Origin of the sequence: Shimwellia blattae DSM 4481 = NBRC 105725, assembly GCF_000262305.1 — a bacterium.
Lineage (GTDB): Bacteria > Pseudomonadota > Gammaproteobacteria > Enterobacterales > Enterobacteriaceae > Shimwellia > Shimwellia blattae.
The window spans coordinates 3,705,157-3,721,648 of the sequence record NC_017910.1 but is presented as its reverse complement, the minus strand read 5'-3'; the positions used below and the strand labels follow the sequence as shown (position 1 = coordinate 3,721,648).

Here is a 16,492-nt window from a genome sequence, read left to right as displayed (position 1 = left end):
AACCGAACAAATCTGAGGATAGGAAAGAATGGCAGCTAAAGACGTAAAATTTGGTAACGACGCTCGTGTGAAAATGCTGCGCGGCGTTAACGTACTGGCAGATGCAGTTAAAGTCACCCTGGGCCCGAAAGGCCGTAACGTAGTGCTGGATAAATCCTTCGGCGCGCCGACCATCACCAAAGACGGTGTTTCCGTTGCGCGTGAAATCGAACTGGAAGACAAGTTCGAAAACATGGGCGCCCAGATGGTTAAAGAAGTGGCCTCTAAAGCGAACGACGCTGCGGGCGACGGTACTACCACTGCAACTGTACTGGCTCAGGCTATCGTAAACGAAGGTCTGAAAGCCGTTGCCGCCGGTATGAACCCGATGGATCTGAAACGCGGTATCGACAAAGCGGTTGCTGCTGCGGTTGAAGAGCTGAAAGCGCTGTCTGTGCCGTGCTCTGATTCTAAAGCCATTGCTCAGGTGGGGACTATCTCTGCTAACTCCGACGAAACCGTGGGTAAACTGATCGCTGAAGCGATGGACAAAGTTGGTAAAGAAGGCGTGATCACCGTTGAAGACGGTACTGGCCTGGAAGACGAGCTGGACGTGGTTGAAGGTATGCAGTTCGACCGTGGTTACCTGTCTCCGTACTTCATCAACAAACCGGAAACCGGTGCGGTTGAGCTGGAAAGCCCGTTCATCCTGCTGGCAGACAAAAAAGTCTCCAACATTCGCGAAATGCTGCCGGTACTGGAAGCTGTCGCGAAAGCCGGCAAACCGCTGGTTATCATCGCTGAAGATGTTGAAGGCGAAGCGCTGGCTACCCTGGTGGTCAACACCATGCGCGGTATCGTGAAAGTGGCTGCGGTGAAAGCACCGGGCTTTGGCGATCGTCGTAAAGCCATGCTGCAGGACATCGCAACCCTGACCGGCGGTACTGTTATCTCTGAAGAGATCGGTATGGAGCTGGAAAAAACAACTCTGGAAGATCTGGGCCAGGCAAAACGCGTTGTTATCAACAAAGACACCACCACCATCATTGATGGCGTGGGTGAAGAAGCCGCAATTCAGGGCCGCGTTGGTCAGATCCGCAAGCAGATCGAAGAAGCTACCTCTGATTACGATCGTGAAAAACTGCAGGAGCGCGTTGCTAAACTGGCAGGCGGTGTTGCGGTAATCAAAGTCGGTGCTGCTACCGAAGTTGAAATGAAAGAGAAAAAAGCCCGCGTTGATGACGCCCTGCACGCAACCCGTGCTGCGGTTGAAGAAGGCGTGGTTGCCGGTGGTGGTGTTGCCCTGGTTCGCGTTGCAACGAAACTGGCTAGCCTGAAAGGCCAGAACGAAGAGCAGAACGTCGGTATCAAAGTTGCGCTGCGCGCAATGGAAGCACCGCTGCGCCAGATCGTGGCTAACTGCGGTGAAGAGCCGTCTGTTGTGGCTAACAATGTTCGCGCTGGCGAAGGTAACTACGGTTACAACGCTGCAACCGAAGAATACGGCAACATGATCGATATGGGGATCCTGGATCCGACGAAAGTAACCCGTTCTGCTCTGCAGTACGCGGCTTCCGTTGCGGGCCTGATGATCACCACCGAGTGCATGATTACCGACCTGCCGAAAGCAGACGCCCCTGATTTAGGCGCTGCTGGTGGTATGGGCGGCATGGGCGGTATGGGCGGCATGATGTAATCAGCCGTACCGTTACGCCGGTTCGTTACAGGAACCCCCGGGCAGCAATGCCCGGGGGTTTTTCTTTGCCGCTGTTTTTAGTATAAGGATTTGTCCGGTTTTTAATCCGGTTCGTTGATAACGGGGAACAACATGCAAAAAATAATTTCAGCAGGAATGGTTGCCGCTACGCTGTTACTTGCAGGCTGTAGCACCGGTAACCAGCTGACCAGCGGCGGGCAGGGGGTGCGTTTTGTTGAAGACAAACCCGCAAGTGAATGTCGCCTGCTGGGTACGGCGACCGGTGAGCAGAGTAACTGGCTGTCAGGCCAGGAGGGAGAAGAGGGCGGCTCAATGCGCAGTGCGGCGAATGCCCTGCGTAACCAGGCCGCCGCCATGGGGGGCAACGTACTGTACGGTGTCAGCAGCCCGACACAGACCATGCTGTCGAGCTTTGTCCCCACCGCCACGACAATGACAGGCCAGGTCTATAAGTGCCCGGAGTGACCACCGGTTGCCAGCGAAACCGTGCCGGGTAACCGGCACGTTCGGCGGGCGTCAGTTTATCTCGTGATCCGGGTGCTGGCGCATCTGCAGGTCGATGGTGGTTTTGCTCGGCTCCCCGCCGATTTCCCGGGTCAGCTTAGGCACCAGATAACCGGACACCCGCGCCATTAAGCCCCGCATAATCTCCCGCGCTTCATCATCACTTATCATGTAATGGGCCGCCCCCTGCACCCGGTCAAGCACATGCAGGTAGTAGGGCATAACACCAGCGTCAAACAGCGCATTGCTCAGATTCGCCAGGGTATCCGGGTTGTCGTTTACCCCGCGCAGCATCACGCTCTGGTTCAGCAGTGTGACCCCCGCCTGGCGCAGGCGCGCCATGGCCGCGCGGAACTCATCGTTTATCTCGTTGGCGTGGTTGATATGGTTCACCAGCAGAATTTGTAACCGTGAGCGCGCCAGGCGGTCTACCAGTGCCGGGGTAATGCGTGCCGGAATGGCGATCGGCAGGCGGCTGTGGATGCGCAGGCGCTTAATATGGGGGATCCCCTCCAGCCCGGTGAGCACCCAGTCCAGCTCGTGGTCTTTGGCCATCAGCGGATCGCCGCCGGAGAAAATAATCTCATCCAGCGCCGGTTGCTGGCTAAAATAATCTATTGCCCCCTGCCAGGTGCGCTTATTGCCCTGGTTTTCGCTATAGGGGAAGTGGCGGCGGAAGCAGTAGCGGCAGTTCACCGCGCAGCCGCCTTTGAGGATCATCAGCGCCCGGTTCTGGTATTTGTGCAGTACCCCGGGGAGGGCGTTGTCCTGCTCTTCTAACGGGTCGTTACTGTAGCCCGGGGTCTGGATAAACTCTTCCCGGGCGGTCAGCACCTGGCGCAATAGCGGATCGTCAGGGTTGCCGGGCTCCATGCGGGCGGCGAACGATCGCGGCACCCGGAGGGCAAAAAGTGAGCGCGCATCGCGACCGGCCAGCAACTGTGGGTGATTTTCCAGGTGCAAAATACGCAGGAGTTCGTCAGGATCGGTGATAATATCACCAAGTTGCGCGATCCAATCTTCTCTGGAAGAGGGGTTTAGCGTTACAATGTCTGCCATTTTTTTGGCTTCGTACCAGTTAACAAATTCAGAGGGCCTTATGGCGACTTATTTTAGCAACGATTTTCGTTCCGGTCTTAAAATCATGATGGATGGCGAACCTTATGCGGTCGAATCCAGTGAATTCGTGAAACCAGGTAAAGGTCAGGCATTCGCCCGTGTGAAACTGCGCCGTCTGCTGACCGGTACTCGTGTTGAAAAAACCTTCAAATCTACTGACTCCGCCGAAGGCGCAGACGTTGTCGATATGAACCTGACTTACCTGTACAACGACGGTGAGTTCTGGCATTTCATGAACAACGAAACCTTCGAACAGCTGGCTGCCGACGCAAAAGCCATTGGCGACAATGACAAGTGGCTGCTGGATCAGGCGGAATGCATCGTGACCCTGTGGAATGGTCAGCCGATCTCTGTTACGCCGCCGAACTTTGTTGAACTGGAAATTGTTGATACCGATCCGGGCCTGAAAGGCGATACCGCCGGTACTGGTGGTAAACCCGCTACCCTGAGCACCGGGGCTGTGGTTAAAGTGCCTCTGTTCGTTCAGATTGGCGAAGTTATCCGTGTGGATACCCGCTCTGGCGAATACGTTTCCCGCGTAAAATAATCCCGCCGGATCAGCGGTGCGGCTTTTGTCGCGCCGCGTTGATCCCGAATCATCAACGGAACCGATGATGACCTCCCTGTACCGATTCCTGCTGTTGTGCTGCCTGAGTGTGTCTTTACTGAGTGGGTGTAATACCACCCGCGGTATCGGTGAGGATATTCGCGATCTCGGTAATATCATTAGTCGCGCGGCCAGTTAACATCCGTTGCGCTTCCTGCCAGAAGACGGTAATTTTTGGCTATGCTGTAACCATAAGCTGAAGCAGAAAATAAAAGGGAGCGATGTGATGAAAAAATTACTGGCGGTATGTTTTTCGGTGCTGGTGCTGTCATCCGTATTAAGTGGCTGTAATACCACTCGCGGTATCGGCCAGGATATTTCAGAAGGTGGTTCCATACTCTCTGGCGCGGCAAGCCGGGCCCAGCAGTAACGCTGTGCGTCCGTGAGCGGTGCGCATGCTTCGTACCGCTCACGGCAACCCTTCCCTTGAACATCTCTTTATTTGTGCCCATACTGGCTGCACCTTTCTGCCTGCCGTGTGGCAGGCGCCATCCTGCGGGACGACCCGTAAGATGCCAACTCTCCCGGGGACGACCCCGTTTTGTGATATGAGGACACCATGTCCTGGTTTATTCTTGTTATTGCTGGTCTGATGGAAGTGGTCTGGGCGGTGGGCCTGAAATACAGCCACGGTTTTAGCCGCCTGTTGCCTTCGGCAATCACCGTAGTGGCGATGGCCATTAGCGTTGCGTTACTCGCCTGGGCGATGAAGAGCCTGCCGGTAGGGACGGCCTATGCCGTCTGGACGGGGATTGGCGCGGTGGGCGCATCGGTGACGGGAATTCTGCTGATGGGGGATTCCGCCAGCCCGTTACGCATTGCCAGCCTGGCGATGATCGTAGTGGGGCTGATTGGGCTGAAACTGGCAACGCCCTGAGTCTCCCCGGGGCGCTGGCCAGTTACCGGTGCCGGGTGGCACCGGTAGGGCAGTTACAGGGTGATAACCCCAATCAGGGTAATTACCGTCAGGATCGCGGCCAGACCGTAGAAAACCCACTTCCCGGAGGGAACGTGAATTTTCAGATCGTGCATCGCGTGGTGCAGGCGGTGCAGGCCGCACCACAGGGGCAGCACGATCATCAGGAGGATAAACAGGCGGCCTACCCAGCTCTGGGCAAACGCCAGTACCCGGTCATAGCCCAGCGCATCGCCAGGATAGAACCCCAGCGGAAGCAGGATCCCCACCAGCAGCACAATAACCGGCGCAATGATAGCGCCCCACATGCCACCGGCACCGAACAGGCCCCAGAATACCGGCTCGTCGGAACGTTTTGGATGTTGATTAATCACGGCGTCTCCTTACCAGAACAGGGCCACAAACAGAATTACCACCGTCACCAGAATAGTGACGCCCCACAGTCCTTTAATGATGGGTTCCGGGCCCATTTTTTCGTCTTTTACGATAATGTTGGCCGCTTTCGGCGCCAGCTCAAACCAGGTTTTGGTATGCAGCAGTGCGCCTGCCAGGGTGATCAGGTTAAGAATAACCACCACCGGGTTTTGCAAAAAGCCGACAAAACCTTCCCAGGACTCCGCGCCGCCTTTGAGCGCAAACAGACCGTAAATTAATACGATACTGAACCATACGGTGGGCACGGCTGTGCCCTCGCGCAGCATATAAAAGCGGTAGAACCCCAGTTTTTGCCACCAGTTGGGCGCCATTGTCCGTACATATGGCTTACGTTTCGTTGTCATTGTGCACTCCTTAGCGTGGTTTCAGGGTAGCGATAAGAAAGTCTTTGGAACTCTCTACCTTACCCTGCTGAATAGCCGCCGCCGGATCCACATGCTTCGGACACACTTCCGAGCAGAAACCGACAAAGGTACACGTCCATACACCGTTCTGGCCGTTCAGCTGTGGCATACGCTCTTTCTGACCGTGGTCGCGGCTGTCGAGGTTATAGCGGTGCGCCAGCGTAATCGCCGCCGGGCCGATAAACTCCGGGTTAAGACCAAACTGCGGGCAGGCCGCATAGCACAGGCCGCAGTTGATACAGCCGGAGAACTGATGGTATTTCGCCATCTGTGCCGGGGTCTGTTTGTTTGGCCCCTGATCCGGCGTGCGCGAATTGCCAATAATATAAGGCTTGATGGCCTCCAGGCTTTCGATGAAGTGGGTCATATCCACCACCAGGTCACGCTCGATGGGGAAGTTCGCCAGCGCTTCGACCTTCATTCCGCCCTGATATTCACGCAGGAAGGTTTTACAGGCCAGTTTCGGGATCCGGTTGACCATCATGCCGCAGGAGCCGCAAATAGCCATACGGCAGGACCAGCGGTAGCTCAGATCCGGCGCCAGGTTATCTTTGATATACCCCAGCGCGTCCAGTAATGATGTCTGCTCATCCCAGGGCACATCATAAAAGGCACTGTGCGGCTGACTGTCCGTTTCCGGGTTGTAGCGCACAATTTCGATTTTCATCGTTTTCATCTCAGCCATTCGCCGTCTCCTTTTTCTCGGCTGCTTCTGCTTCTGCACCGTACACACGTTTGGCCGGCGGCAGCGTGGTGATTTTCACATCGCTGTAGTCCAGGCGTGTGGTGCCGTCAGCATCGCGGAAGGCGAGGGTATGCTTGAGGAAGTTGACGTCGTCACGCTCGGTGCAGCCTTCATCCAGGCGCTGGTGAGCCCCGCGGGACTCTTTACGCGCGATGGCGGAGTGGGCCATACATTCGGCAACGTTCAGGCCGTGACCAAGCTCAATGGTGTAGAGCAGATCGGTGTTGAAAACGCTGGAGTTATCGGTGATACGCACGCGCTTAAAGCGCTCCTGCAACTCTGCCAGCTTGTCGACGGTTTTCTGCATCAGTTCCGGGGTACGGTAGATACCGCAGCCTTCTTCCATGCTGAGGCCCATCTCGTCGCGGATCTTCGACCAGTTTTCGTTACCTTCCTGGTTAACCAGATCTTTGAGGCGCTGTTCCACATCGGCTACCTGTGCATTCAGCGCGGCATCATTCGCCGGGGTAGCCTGGCTTGCGCGCTCGATGGCCTGCTCACCGGCAAGGCGACCAAAGACCACCAGCTCAGCCAGAGAGTTAGACCCCAGGCGGTTAGCACCGTGCAGGCCCACAGACGAGCACTCGCCAGCGGCAAACAGCCCTTTGATGCGGGTTTCGCACTTCTGATCGGTTTCGATACCGCCCATGGTGTAGTGGGCAGTGGGGCGTACCGGAATCGGCTCTTTAACCGGATCCACGCCCACGTAGGCTTTCGCCAGTTCGCAGATAAACGGCAGACGTTCGAGCAGTTTCTTCTCGCCCAGATGGCGCAGATCCAGGTAGACCACATCGCCACGCGGGGTAGAGATGGTGTTGCCTTTGCGCCACTCGTGCCAGAAGGCCTGGGAGACTTTGTCGCGCGGACCCAGCTCCATATATTTGTTTTTCGGCTGACCCAGCGGGGTTTCCGGGCCCATACCGTAGTCCTGCAGGTAACGGTAGCCGTTTTTGTTCACCAGGATACCGCCTTCACCACGGCAGCCTTCGGTCATCAGGATCCCGGAGCCCGGCAGGCCGGTCGGGTGGTACTGCACGAATTCCATATCGCGCAGCGGAATGCCGTGGCTCAGGGCGATGCCCATGCCATCACCGGTCACGATACCGCCGTTGGTGTTATAGCGGTATACACGGCCAGCACCGCCAGTGGCCATGATAACGGCGTTAGCGCGGATCTGGACCAGGGTGCCTTCCATCATATTCATGGCGACCAGGCCACGGACCTGGCCATCATCTACCAGGATATCCAGCACGAAGTGCTCGTCAAAGCGCTGAATCTGCGGGAACTGGAGAGATGACTGAAACAGGGTGTGCAGCATATGGAAGCCGGTCTTATCCGCGGCAAACCAGGTGCGCTCGATTTTCATACCGCCAAAGCGGCGTACGTTGACGGAACCGTCAGGTTTGCGGCTCCACGGGCAACCCCACTGTTCCAGTTGGGTCATTTCGGTGGGGCAGTGGTGGACAAAATAATCCACAACATCCTGCTCACAAAGCCAGTCTCCACCTGCAACCGTATCGTGAAAATGGTATTCAAAGCTGTCGTGATCCTGCGTTACCGCTGCAGAACCCCCTTCCGCGGCGACGGTGTGGCTGCGCATCGGGTAGACTTTTGATATAAGCGCAATTTTAGCCTGAGGGTTAGCTTGCGCTGCTGCAATGGCAGCGCGAAGCCCTGCACCGCCAGCACCAATTATGGCGAGATCGGCCTGAAAAGTTTGCACGACATTCCTCCAGTTTATTGTGATTTCGTAATGCAATGTGCCAGAGCAGCGGCATTACGAAAGGTTAATCCCTACTCCTTATGTGGGAAGCCTGAATTATAACCGGGCTGAGAGTGCGGAAATTTGACGCGCTCGATTATTTTTCGTGACGATTTTGGGGGGAAATCACAAATCTTGCTGCTCTGACTATAGTTTAAACAATTTTATGACTGCGCACTTTTTCGTCATTCGCGGCACGAAGTTTGTCTCTTTATGCTGATACGAGTAGACTTCCACGCCTTATTACCATCAGGAGATGACATTATGAGCGATACGGCCCTCTGGCAGCCGAGCGCTTCCATTGCCAATTTATTAAAGCGCGCTGCAGTGATGACGGAAATCCGCCGTTTTTTCTCTGATCGCGGTGTGCTGGAAGTGGAAACGCCTTGTATGAGCCAGGCTACGGTAACGGATGTCCATTTGTTCCCGTTTGAAACCCGTTTCGTTGGCCCCGGTCACTCCCGGGGAATGAATCTCTATCTGATGACCAGCCCGGAATACCACATGAAGCGCCTGCTGGCGGCAGGGTGTGGCCCGGTATATCAGCTGTGCCGTAGTTTCCGCAATGAAGAGATGGGGCGTATCCACAACCCGGAATTCACCATGCTGGAGTGGTATCGTCCGTGCTACGACATGTACCGGCTGATGAATGAGGTCGACGACCTGTTACAGCAGATCCTCGAAACCGGTGCCGCAGAGATGCTCTCCTACCAGCAGGCGTTCCAGCGGCACCTGGAGATTGACCCCCTGTCTGCCGATAAAGCCCAGTTGCGTGAAGTGGCCGCCAGACTGGATCTGAGCAATATTGCCGATACCGAAGAAGACCGGGATACCCTGCTGCAGCTGCTGTTCGCCATGGGTGTAGAGCCGCACATCGGCAAAGAGCGCCCGGTCTTTATTTATCACTTCCCGGCCACCCAGGCCTCTCTGGCGCAAATCAGCACCGAAGACCACCGGGTCGCCGAGCGTTTCGAGGTCTACTTCAAAGGTATCGAGCTGGCCAATGGCTTCCACGAGCTGACCGACGCCCGGGAGCAGGAGCAGCGCTTCGAACAGGATAACCGTAAGCGTGCCGCCCGCGGCCTGCCGCAGCAGCCCATCGACACCAACCTGCTGGACGCCCTGAAAGCCGGTATGCCCGACTGCTCCGGCGTAGCGCTGGGGGTAGACCGCCTGGTGATGCTGGCGCTGGGGGCGGAGAGCCTGGCGGAGGTGATAGCGTTTACTGTGGATCGTGCCTGACATCTCCGTCATTCTTCCCGCTACAGGTGTGTTGGCTGTCTCGCTTACCCCGGTCACTTACTGATGTAAGCTCCCGGGGATGCGCTGCGTTGCCGCCTTCCTGTAGCGGGAATAATTTAGGAGATGCTCCGTCATTCTTCCCGCTACAGGTGTGTTGGCTGTCTCGCTTACCCCGGTCACTTACTGATGTAAGCTCCCGGGGATGCGCTGCGTTGTACGGTGAATAATTCAGGCGGGGAATCTGAGGCCAGACAACATTATAAGCTGCCCGGCGGGTTGGTCTTACGCCCGGCGGAGCGGACGTTGCGTGATTTGCCTCCCAGGCTTTCAAGGCGCATCTGGAAAGGCGGGAACGGCAGTTCGATACCGTGCTCGCGAAATCCTGCCAGAATCAGCTGATGTATCTCGTGGCGCAGGGGCATACGGTGGCCCATTTCTGCCGCGTAGATACGCAGCTCGAAGATCTGAATACCGTGTTGTAAATCCACCAGATAGGCTTCCGGTGCCGGGTTTTCCAGCACCAGGGCGCTGCGGCTGGCGGCCTGCAACAACACCTGAGTGACCTCTTCACTGTTGGCCTCCGTTGGCGCCGGTACGGTCAGCACCACACGGGTGATGGAGTCTGACAGGGACCAGTTAATAAACTGCTCGGTAATAAAGGCCTGGTTCGGCACAATGATCTCTTTGCGGTCCCAGTCACTGATGGTGGTAGCCCGGGTATTGATTTTGGTGATGCTGCCGGTCAGATCGCGAATGGTCACCGTATCCCCGATGCGAATAGGCTTCTCAAACAAAATGATCAGGCCGGAAACAAAGTTGGCAAAGATCTGCTGTAAACCAAAACCCAGGCCCACGGTCAGCGCCGCCACCAGCCACTGCAGTTTGGACCACTCAATACCAATCATCGAAAAGCCCACCAGGGCACCAATCAGCATAATCAGGTATTTCGTGAGCGTCGTAATGGCATAACCGGTGCCCGGCGTCAGCGACAGGTGCTGCAACAGCGCCAGCTCCAGCAGGGCCGGAAGATTACGCACCAGCTGGGCAGAGATAATAAACACCAGTATGGCTATCAGCACCGAGCCCAGGGTAATCGGCTCCAGGCTCTCCACCCCCTGCACGGTCGAGGTGACATCCCACAGGGTGATATTGCCAAGGAAGCTGAACGCGGAGTGGATTTCGGACCACAACACAATGACCGAGACCAGCGCTATCAGCATCAGAATGGAGCGCACCAGGCGCAGAGACTGGGCGCTGATGGCGTCCAGATCCACTTCCTGCTCCTCGCTCACTTCGGTACTGCCCTCCACACTGTGGTGCTGGGGCTGATCCTCTTCACCTTTAGCGCGCGAGGCCAGTATATCGGCCCGGCGCTGTTTGGCGCGGTCAAAGGCCAGGCGGCGGCGCTGAATAAACATCCAGCGGCGCACGATATGGTAGACCACCAGCAGGGCAAACCAGATGGCAACGGAGGTCTCCAGCCGCGCCAGTAGCGCCTGGGCGGTGGCCAGATACCCCACCACGGCGGCCAGCAGCGCCGCCAGCGGGGCGCACATCAGCAGTGACCACAGCAGGCGGTTGACCAGGTTATCGCTATTGCCCTGCTTATCCTGCCACAGGGGAAGCCCGGCCCGCTTCAGGCTCAGGGTCACTACCGCCAGCGCGCCGCAGATAAGCATAAAACAGATGCGCCCCAGGGTGGCGGAGAACTCCCGGTCGTTAAGGTTATCGAACATAATCAGCGCCATAATCAGCGGCACGATAAGCCCAATACTCATAATGTAATAGCGCATTGCCCGGGCAACCTGGACCCGTGGCCAGCCGAAGTGCACCACAAACAGCCCGTCTGGCCGGGCGAAGGTGGCGCAGATCATCACCCCCCACAGTAGCGGCACCGAGGCGCGCACACCGTCGCCAATCGCCACCGCTATCGGCCAGGGCCAGGCAGCGGCCAGACCGTGGCCCAGGGCGGCCCACAGCACCGGTAAAGGCAGGGCCACGAGGATCGACCAGAACACGGTGCGCAGGGTCAGGGAGAAGCGGTCCTGGGTTACCTTGCCCACCCTGGCGCTGGCCCGGGTCAGGAAGGCGTTAAAGTGGCGGCGCGAGCTGATGCTAAAGCCCACCAGGATAAGCGCGCCGAACAGCGGCAACAGGGTCTCTTTGCTGGTCAGCATCATCACGCTGGCTTTGCCTATCTGGCTGAAGGTATCCAGCGAGAGCAGGCGGCGCAGATCCTGCATAACCGACAGGGGCCATGAAAAGGAGATAGGGCTGACATCTGCCGTCCAGAACAGGTAGCGGTGGGTTGCCTCGTTGACCTCTTTCAGGGCGTCTTCCAGCTGGCTGTTGGCCACTTTGAGCTTGGTCAGCTCAAGGATCAGCGAGTCACCCCCCTGGAGCAGGGAGTTAAGCAGCGAGCGCTGGGTGCGCAACTGGGCGTTCAGGATCTCCTGCTGCTCCCGGGTAAGGGGGCTGCCGTCTGGCTGGCGCAACTGGCGCAGTTGCTCCTGCTTGCTGAGCAGATCCTCATAATGCAGGCGCTGCACGCGGATCTGGGCCAGTTCAGTATCCAGTTGCTGGGGTTTGGGCATATCCGGCAGGCGGGCCACCTGGGCACGCAGTGTCTCGCCCAGAACCGTAGAGACCCCCAGCCACTGGGACTGTTCGCGCAGGGTGTTCAGCGCCTGGCGCACCTGCATGGTCTGGCTTGCGGCCTGGCGCTGCTGGGAGGCGATCAGCGCCATGCGCTGGGCCTGCTGATTCAGCGCCTGTGACAGCTGGCGGTTATTGCGAAACTGCTCCACGATAGACGGGGGCAGGTTGGCGCTGTTTTCCGCCAGTAGTTCGGTGCTCTCCAGGGCGTATTCCGCCTCCTGCTGGCGCTGGGTATTGAGCTGGTTACGCAATACCTGTAGCCAGTTGTCCAGTTGCCCGGCCTGTTTCTGGGCCAGCTCGGCCCGCAACCGGGCCAGCTCCTGGCGGTTACTGGCGGACAGTTGCGCCAGCTCCTGCTCACTGACCAGCGCCTTAAGCCGGGCAGAATCGGCCTGCAGGGCAAACATCTGCGCCTGGGAAAGCGGTGTGGTGGTCGACGGGGTGATCCCGGCACGGCGCTCAAGCTCGTTGAGCTGCCGGCGGGTTTCGGTTTGCTTCTGGGGCAGGGTGCTCAGTGAGTCGGCAATCTCCCGGGTGCGCTCCTGCTCTTGCTGGGCGGCGCGGCTTTTGTCCAGTAACTGGCTGCTGACCTGGAGGATCTCCTGGTTCAGGGCGTCGATGGTCAGCCCCTCGGGGGCCTTGCGGGTCTCTTCGTCCGGCAGGCGGGCCAGCTGCTGGCGCAGGGTCTGGGAAAGGGCGGGGAAATCATCAATCACGCTCTGGTACTGCCGGGCACGCTCCAGTGAGGTTTTGCGCTCTTCAAGGGCGTTGAGGGCGTTTTGCAGCGTCTCAATGACTTCAGCCTGGTTTGGCTGGTTTTTGGCGGCTTTCGCCTGCTCCAGTTCCTGGGCAATCAGCCTTGCATCGGGGACGTTAGCGGCTAACGCCCCCAGGCTGAGGCACCATACCATCAGAAAAGTGACAATGCGGCGCATCAGTCTTCCTTAAGTTGTGAATTATGACGTGGGCTTATCGCCCTGGGGGGCATCCTCTGCGGTATCAGCATGCGGCTGTGCGTCGGTTTCCGCTACTGGCCGGGTTTCAGCCTCCGCTACCGGCTGAGTACCGGTTGCCAGGGGCTGGCCAAGCCGGGTGACAGACAGGCTGTGGAGCGCAGGATCAAGCACCACTTTCCCCGGGGCAAACAGGTTAATAACCGTTGAGCCCAGCTTAAAGCGGCCCATTTCCTGGCCTTTGAGCAGCGCAATGGCCCCTTCGTCTTCACCGGCCGGGTAGGTCCAGCGTTTAATCACGCCTTCACGGGGTGGGTTGATGGTCCCCGCCCAGGCGGTTTCAATGCTGCCGACAATGGTCGCACCCACCAGGATTTGCACCATCGGGCCGAATTCCGTGTCAAAACGGCAGATAACCCGCTCGTTACGGGCGAACAGATTTGGCACGTTTTGCGCCGTCAGGTGGTTAACCGAAAACAGATCGCCTGGCACATAAATCATTTCGCGCAGGATACCGTTACAGGGCATATGGACCCGGTGGTAGTCGCGGGGGGAGAGATATGTCGTGGCGAAGGTGCCGTTACGAAACAGCTCCGCCATCTGGTAGTTACCGGCCAGCAGCGCCTCAAGGGTGTAGGTGTGGCCTTTGGCCTGTAGTAACTGATCCTGCTCAATGGCGCCCAGCTGGCTGATTGCGCCGTCGGCGGGCATGGTCAGGGTATTGGCGTCGTTATCGACCGGGCGGGCGTCTTCGCGCAGCGGGCGGACAAAAAAGTCATTAAATGTGCGGTAGCTGGCGGTGTCCGGGCGCTGGGCCTCGTCCATATCGACCTTGTAATACTTCACAAAGAGGTCGATAACCAGTTTGGTCAGCCATCCGGCACGTTTCCTTGCTCCCCAGCCCGCCAGGCGAGTGAGCCATAACTTCGGCAGAATGTATTGAAGCGAAAGTTTAATGTCGTTTAGCAAGTCAGCCTCCGGGCTCTGTTTTTCAGGCCGCTGTGCGGCCTGTCTGCCCTGATAATCATTATCAGGGTCCGTTAAAGGGGGGCGATTTTAACGAGCTGTGCCGGGATTGTCAGTCGCCACCGTCGGAAAATCCTTTACGTACTTTGATCTGCGCCATGCTTTCCAGGATGCGGTGGTAGTTTTCGAAACGGGTTTCGGCAATGGCCCCCGCCTCAACCGCTGCGCGAATGGCACAGCCTGGATCGGTATCGTGACGACAATCGCGATATTTGCAATGGCCTAAATAGTCATGGAATTCGACAAATCCCTGGGTGATTTGTTCCGGCTCCAGATGCCAGAGGCCAAATTCCCGCACCCCGGGGGAGTCGATAACATCGCCGCCGTGGGGGAAGTGGTAGAGCCTGGCCGCCGTGGTGGTGTGCTGCCCGAGACCGGAAACGCTGGAGACATCATTGGTCAGGATCTGCTCAGCGCTTAACCCCAGCAGGGCATTGAGCAGGCTCGATTTCCCCACCCCGGACTGGCCGGCAAAAATACTGATGCGATCGGTCAGCGCCTGCTCCAGTGGTGCCAGCCCCTCCTGAAGATGGCTTGAGACCATCAGCACCCGGTAGCCAATATGGCGGTAGATATCCATCTGCTCGTTTACGAAGTCCATACCGTCGTCATCAAGCAAATCAATCTTATTCAGGACGATAACCGGCTCGATTTCCAGGGTTTCGCAGGCCACCAGGTAGCGGTCTATCATATTCAGCGACAGTTCCGGCAGGATAGCCGACACGATGATTATCTGGTTGATATTGGCGGCAATGGGTTTTACCCCGTCGTAAAAATCGGGCCGGGTCAGCACGGAGCTGCGCGGGTGGACCGCCTCAACAATGCCGCTGATGGTCACCCCCTGGGCGGCCTCTTTTGCCGGGCGCCAGACGACCCGATCCCCGGTCACCAGTGATTTTATGGTGCGGCGAATGTTGCAGCGGTGGATTTCGCCATCGGCGGCTTCGACATCTGCATGCATGCCAAAGCGGCTGATCACGGTCCCCTCCCGGGGTTCACCGAACAGATTATCGTCATAATCTGCCGTTTGCTCAGTTTGTCTGAGGCGGCGCTGGTGGTTCGCGTTTACCCGGCGCTGCTGCCCCCTGGAGAGTTTATTTTTGCTCAATCGTACTGGCTCCTGGTCGCCCGTGATGGGCAAAACCTCTATGATACACGCTATTCTATATCAGTTAACCTGCCGTCTCTGAGGGCAGGTCGCGCAAAGGGTGGAAAATACCATGAGTCAAAATGAAAACAATCTGATTTGGATCGATCTGGAGATGACCGGTCTGGATCCCGAGCGCGATCGCATTATTGAGATCGCGACCCTGGTCACCGACGCGCAGCTTAACCTTCTGGCGGAAGGGCCAGTCATTGCCGTACACCAGAGCGATGCGCAGCTGGCGCTCATGGATGACTGGAACGTGCGCACCCACACCGGCAGCGGGCTGGTTGAGCGGGTGAAGGCCAGCCCACTGGGCGAACGGGAGGCGGAGCTGGCGACACTGGAATTCCTGAAGCAGTGGGTGCCGGAAGGCAAATCGCCTATCTGTGGTAACAGTGTAGGCCAGGATCGCCGCTTCCTGTTTAAGTATATGCCGGAGCTTGAGGCTTACTTCCACTACCGTTATCTGGATGTCAGCACCGTGAAAGAGCTGGCGCGGCGCTGGAAGCCGGAAATTCTGGCTGGCTTTAAAAAGCAGGGCACCCACCAGGCGCTGGACGATATTCGTGAGTCGGTGGCGGAGCTGGCCTATTACCGGGAAAATTTCATTAAGCTATAATCCCTGATACCGGGTGCAGGCACCCGGTTTGATTACGGCGTAGCCAATCTGGTTAAACACTCGCCGCTTAAAACAAAAATCATAAAATTTGCGTTTCAGGGCTTGCAGCGAGAATGTTTTCTCGTATAATGCGCCTCCCGTACCGATGCAGAAATGCATTGATTACGCAGAGCGGGAATAGCTCAGTTGGTAGAGCACGACCTTGCCAAGGTCGGGGTCGCGAGTTCGAGTCTCGTTTCCCGCTCCAAATTTTACGTGTTGTTTTTTCTGGCAGGCTGTTTTGTCAGAACGCAGATATGCGGGAATAGCTCAGTTGGTAGAGCACGACCTTGCCAAGGTCGGGGTCGCGAGTTCGAGTCTCGTTTCCCGCTCCAAATCTGCTTCACAATGTAAAGTGTAGTGATACACGAACCCTCCGGTTAATGGATTTCTGGCACGCAGCCAGAAAGACACAATATGCGGGAATAGCTCAGTTGGTAGAGCACGACCTTGCCAAGGTCGGGGTCGCGAGTTCGAGTCTCGTTTCCCGCTCCAGATTTTTCCTCACCAGTAATTATCCACACTGCCCGACGCTGTCGCAGGCGGCATTTTCAGTGGCTGTAATACTTTTTTAAACAGACTTATCCACAGGTTGCGATTTTGCACAGTGGGTAAAACAA

At 57.3% G+C, this 16,492-nt stretch carries 16 protein-coding genes and 3 tRNA genes; 11 read left to right on the top strand and 8 right to left on the bottom strand.

Translation table 11 applies throughout. From position 1 onward, the window contains the following. Nucleotides 1-28 precede the first annotated feature (28 nt). Together groL and EBL_RS17440 are read left to right on the top strand one after the other, a co-directional pair. Nucleotides 29-1,675 (top strand): chaperonin GroEL, encoded by a 1,647-nt coding sequence (gene groL, locus EBL_RS17445; protein ID WP_002441566.1) that lies wholly within the window; start codon nt 29-31, stop codon nt 1,673-1,675. A gap of 114 nt (nt 1,676-1,789) precedes the next feature. Further along, nucleotides 1,790-2,161 carry a DUF4156 domain-containing protein gene (locus EBL_RS17440; protein WP_269462381.1) on the top strand — a complete coding sequence of 124 codons (372 nt, stop codon included), beginning with the start codon at nt 1,790-1,792 and terminating at the stop codon, nt 2,159-2,161. 51 nt (nt 2,162-2,212) lie between these two features. Here EBL_RS17440 and epmB read toward each other — a convergent pair whose 3' ends face one another. After that, on the bottom strand, nt 2,213-3,259 hold the full coding sequence (gene epmB, locus EBL_RS17435) for an EF-P beta-lysylation protein EpmB (RefSeq protein WP_002441571.1): 1,047 nt from the start codon (nt 3,257-3,259) through the stop codon (nt 2,213-2,215). A 40-nt stretch (nt 3,260-3,299) separates the two neighbouring features. On the opposite strand from epmB, the gene efp reads away from it, so the two are divergent. The 4 genes from efp (at nt 3,300) to sugE (ending at nt 4,803) form a co-directional block, all read left to right on the top strand. After that, nucleotides 3,300-3,866: an elongation factor P gene (gene efp, locus EBL_RS17430; protein ID WP_002441573.1), complete on the top strand. Its 567-nt coding sequence runs from the start codon at nt 3,300-3,302 to the stop codon at nt 3,864-3,866. A gap of 67 nt (nt 3,867-3,933) precedes the next feature. After that, nucleotides 3,934-4,065: an entericidin A/B family lipoprotein gene (locus EBL_RS20885; RefSeq protein WP_071840841.1), complete on the top strand. Its 132-nt coding sequence runs from the start codon at nt 3,934-3,936 to the stop codon at nt 4,063-4,065. Between the two features lie 84 nt (nt 4,066-4,149). Then, a complete protein-coding gene (locus EBL_RS17425; RefSeq protein WP_034920291.1) occupies nt 4,150-4,296 on the top strand; it encodes an entericidin A/B family lipoprotein in 147 nt (48 codons plus the stop codon). A gap of 189 nt (nt 4,297-4,485) precedes the next feature. Continuing rightward, nucleotides 4,486-4,803, top strand: coding sequence for a quaternary ammonium compound efflux SMR transporter SugE (gene sugE / locus EBL_RS17420; RefSeq protein WP_002441576.1), 318 nt, complete (start codon nt 4,486-4,488; stop codon nt 4,801-4,803). Between the two features lie 53 nt (nt 4,804-4,856). Here sugE and frdD read toward each other — a convergent pair whose 3' ends face one another. From frdD to frdA, 4 genes are read right to left on the bottom strand one after another with little or no spacing between them, the layout of a single operon-like run. Beyond that, nucleotides 4,857-5,216 carry a fumarate reductase subunit FrdD gene (gene frdD, locus EBL_RS17415; RefSeq protein ID WP_002441578.1) on the bottom strand — a complete coding sequence of 120 codons (360 nt, stop codon included), beginning with the start codon at nt 5,214-5,216 and terminating at the stop codon, nt 4,857-4,859. Nucleotides 5,217-5,225: 9 nt separating this feature from the next. Continuing rightward, nucleotides 5,226-5,621, bottom strand: coding sequence for a fumarate reductase subunit FrdC (frdC, locus tag EBL_RS17410; RefSeq protein WP_002441580.1), 396 nt, complete (start codon nt 5,619-5,621; stop codon nt 5,226-5,228). 10 nt (nt 5,622-5,631) lie between these two features. Beyond that, complete coding sequence (locus tag EBL_RS17405) at nt 5,632-6,366, bottom strand: succinate dehydrogenase/fumarate reductase iron-sulfur subunit (protein ID WP_002441582.1); 735 nt, start codon at nt 6,364-6,366, stop codon at nt 5,632-5,634. Further along, on the bottom strand, nt 6,359-8,149 hold the full coding sequence (gene frdA, locus EBL_RS17400; RefSeq protein WP_002441584.1) for a fumarate reductase (quinol) flavoprotein subunit: 1,791 nt from the start codon (nt 8,147-8,149) through the stop codon (nt 6,359-6,361). Before frdA ends, EBL_RS17405 begins: the two co-directional genes overlap by 8 nt. 303 nt (nt 8,150-8,452) lie before the next feature. Here frdA and epmA point away from each other — a divergent pair, with 303 nt between their 5' ends. Continuing rightward, nucleotides 8,453-9,430, top strand: coding sequence for an elongation factor P--(R)-beta-lysine ligase (gene epmA, locus EBL_RS17395; RefSeq protein WP_002441586.1), 978 nt, complete (start codon nt 8,453-8,455; stop codon nt 9,428-9,430). A gap of 257 nt (nt 9,431-9,687) precedes the next feature. On the opposite strand, the gene mscM is transcribed toward epmA, so the two are convergent. The 3 genes from mscM to rsgA all read right to left on the bottom strand — a co-directional run bounded on the left by mscM (nt 9,688) and on the right by rsgA (nt 15,175). Then, the gene (gene mscM, locus EBL_RS17390) at nt 9,688-13,023 is read right to left on the bottom strand and encodes a miniconductance mechanosensitive channel MscM (protein WP_002441588.1); all 3,336 of its coding nucleotides are present in this window, start codon (nt 13,021-13,023) and stop codon (nt 9,688-9,690) included. Between the two features lie 21 nt (nt 13,024-13,044). After that, nucleotides 13,045-14,010: an archaetidylserine decarboxylase gene (gene asd / locus EBL_RS17385; protein WP_002441590.1), complete on the bottom strand. Its 966-nt coding sequence runs from the start codon at nt 14,008-14,010 to the stop codon at nt 13,045-13,047. A gap of 109 nt (nt 14,011-14,119) precedes the next feature. Further along, entirely contained in the window at nt 14,120-15,175 is a 1,056-nt protein-coding gene (rsgA, locus tag EBL_RS17380) for a small ribosomal subunit biogenesis GTPase RsgA (RefSeq protein ID WP_002441592.1), read from the bottom strand. Between the two features lie 112 nt (nt 15,176-15,287). Here rsgA and orn point away from each other — a divergent pair, with 112 nt between their 5' ends. The 4 genes from orn to EBL_RS17360 all read left to right on the top strand — a co-directional run bounded on the left by orn (nt 15,288) and on the right by EBL_RS17360 (nt 16,367). Then, on the top strand, nt 15,288-15,833 hold the full coding sequence (orn, locus tag EBL_RS17375) for an oligoribonuclease (protein ID WP_002441594.1): 546 nt from the start codon (nt 15,288-15,290) through the stop codon (nt 15,831-15,833). 171 nt (nt 15,834-16,004) lie between these two features. Beyond that, nucleotides 16,005-16,080 (top strand) — tRNA-Gly (locus tag EBL_RS17370). 51 nt (nt 16,081-16,131) lie between these two features. Then, nucleotides 16,132-16,207 (top strand) — tRNA-Gly (locus EBL_RS17365). Between the two features lie 84 nt (nt 16,208-16,291). After that, nucleotides 16,292-16,367 (top strand) — tRNA-Gly (locus tag EBL_RS17360). The last annotated feature ends 125 nt before the right edge of the window (nt 16,368-16,492 follow it).

Coding starts and splice junctions, on each gene's coding strand:
- groL (WP_002441566.1), top strand. CDS start 29: ATGGCAGCTAAAGACGTAAAATTTGGTAACGACGCTCGTGTGAAAATG.
- epmB (WP_002441571.1), bottom strand. CDS start 3,259: ATGGCAGACATTGTAACGCTAAACCCCTCTTCCAGAGAAGATTGGATC.
- efp (WP_002441573.1), top strand. CDS start 3,300: ATGGCGACTTATTTTAGCAACGATTTTCGTTCCGGTCTTAAAATCATG.
- EBL_RS20885 (WP_071840841.1), top strand. CDS start 3,934: ATGACCTCCCTGTACCGATTCCTGCTGTTGTGCTGCCTGAGTGTGTCT.
- sugE (WP_002441576.1), top strand. CDS start 4,486: ATGTCCTGGTTTATTCTTGTTATTGCTGGTCTGATGGAAGTGGTCTGG.
- frdC (WP_002441580.1), bottom strand. CDS start 5,621: ATGACAACGAAACGTAAGCCATATGTACGGACAATGGCGCCCAACTGG.
- EBL_RS17405 (WP_002441582.1), bottom strand. CDS start 6,366: ATGGCTGAGATGAAAACGATGAAAATCGAAATTGTGCGCTACAACCCG.
- epmA (WP_002441586.1), top strand. CDS start 8,453: ATGAGCGATACGGCCCTCTGGCAGCCGAGCGCTTCCATTGCCAATTTA.
- mscM (WP_002441588.1), bottom strand. CDS start 13,023: ATGCGCCGCATTGTCACTTTTCTGATGGTATGGTGCCTCAGCCTGGGG.
- orn (WP_002441594.1), top strand. CDS start 15,288: ATGAGTCAAAATGAAAACAATCTGATTTGGATCGATCTGGAGATGACC.